2 protein-coding genes are annotated in these 1,676 nt (G+C 66.6%); both read right to left on the reverse strand.

Going from position 1 to position 1,676, the window contains the following annotated elements; translation table 11 throughout:
• Window positions 1–833: 4-hydroxy-tetrahydrodipicolinate synthase (gene dapA, locus V7Q81_RS15990; protein ID WP_333845321.1), on the reverse strand; the 833-nt coding region annotated here is incomplete at its 3' end.
• A gap of 36 nt (window positions 834–869) precedes the next feature.
• Entirely contained in the window at window positions 870–1,490 is a 621-nt protein-coding gene (locus tag V7Q81_RS15995; RefSeq protein WP_333845323.1) for a class I SAM-dependent methyltransferase, read from the reverse strand.
• Window positions 1,491–1,676 lie beyond the last annotated feature (186 nt).

A 1,676-nucleotide genomic window follows, 5' to 3' on the forward strand; every position in this document is an offset into this window, starting at 1 on the left:
TGATACTGGGGGGCGAGAGGCGTCAAGGGGAGGCGAATGCCCTCGTGGATGAGCCCCAGCTGGGCAACGGCCCACTTCACCGGGATTGGGTTCGCTTCGATGAACAGATCCTTGTGCAGCCCCATCAATCGATTGTTGATCTCCCGAGCGCGGCTCAGGTTCCCCTCGAACGCGGCCACGCACATCTCGTGCATGAGCCGAGGCGCCACGTTGGCGGTAACGGAGATCACCCCGTGGCCGCCCAACAGCAGGAGGGCCAGCGCCGTGGCGTCATCGCCGCTATAGACGGCGAAGTCCCGCGGCGCGCGCCGCAGCAGATCCGCCCCCCGCTCCAAGTTCCCGGTGGCATCCTTGATGCCCACGATGTTGGGAAGCTCGGCCAGGCGCAACACCGTGTCGTTGGAGAGGTCGGCCACCGTCCGGCCGGGCACGTTGTAGAGGATGTGGGGCATGTCCACCGCTTCGGCGATGGCTTTGAAGTGCCGGTACAGCCCCTCTTGGGTGGGCTTGTTGTAGTAGGGCACCACCGACAGGCTCGCGTCGGCGCCGGCTTCCCGGGCATAGGCTGCCAGCTCGATGGCCTCCCGCGTGGCGTTGGCCCCCGTACCGGCGACGATGGGAATGCGCCCCGCCGCGTGCTCCACCGCTACCCGGATCAGGGTACGGTGCTCGTCGAAATCCACCGTGGGCGATTCCCCCGTGGTGCCCACCACCACGATACCGTCGGTGCCTTGCGCGATGTGCCAGTCAATGAGCGCGCGGTAACGCTCCAGGTCCAGGCTGCCATCGTCGTGCATGGGGGTGACGATGGCAACGAGACTGCCTTTGATCATGGGTTAGCGCCTAGAAAGGGGGCCATTGTAGCCAATTCAGCCGCCTGGTGAAACGGAATGCCGCCTCTTTTGCCCCGCCGCATACGCCCTGATGCAATCCCCCGGTTGAGTGGGTTCCAGGTCCACTGGTTCGGCGCAGCGCACCGCGCACAGGCGCTGGAGGACTGCGGGTTTCGGGACGCTCACTCGTCCGGCCTCGTAGGCCACCACTTGCAGCGCGCTGCCAAAGACCGCGAGCAGCTCCCCCGGCCGCAGCAGGAACGCCGGATTACTGGGACGCCCGTAGCGCTCGTTGCCCACCGCGAAAGTCTCGTAGATGAGCACGCCTCGTTCCCCGAGGGCCTCGAGCAAGCAGGGGAACAAGGGCCGGTGGAGGTAGTGGGTGACCACGATCCCCTCGAAACGCCGTCCGGCATAGGGCCAAGGTCCTCCTTCCAGGTCGGCGACCCGCACCGTGACCCCCGGCGCCCCTGCCAGAGTTTGCAATACCACGGCATCCCGATCCACCGCCTCCACCCGGTAGCCCAGGCGGGCGAAATAAAGAGCGTGCCGGCCGCTGCCCGCCGCCACGTCCAGAACGGTGCCACCGGCGGGGATCAGCCGAGCCCAGCGCTTCACCCAGGCGGAGGCTTCGGAAAGGGTGTGGGCATGTTCCATGGGGATCTGCATCCGGCCCCTGGTTGCCAGGGCGCGGGCAGCTCATTATAAAGCCCAGGTCCCGTTTGCCGTGGCCGCCGGGATTGCGGTATAAGTTTTCGCAGGCGGTCAGCCCGTACTCCACCGAGAGGACCGCGATTGCCCATGCTTCCCGGCTCCCCGCCCTGCGGTCGTCCATGAGTCCTC

The sequence above is a fragment of the Pelomicrobium sp. genome, from assembly GCF_036803785.1.
Classification (GTDB): Bacteria; Pseudomonadota; Gammaproteobacteria; order Burkholderiales; family UBA6910; genus Pelomicrobium.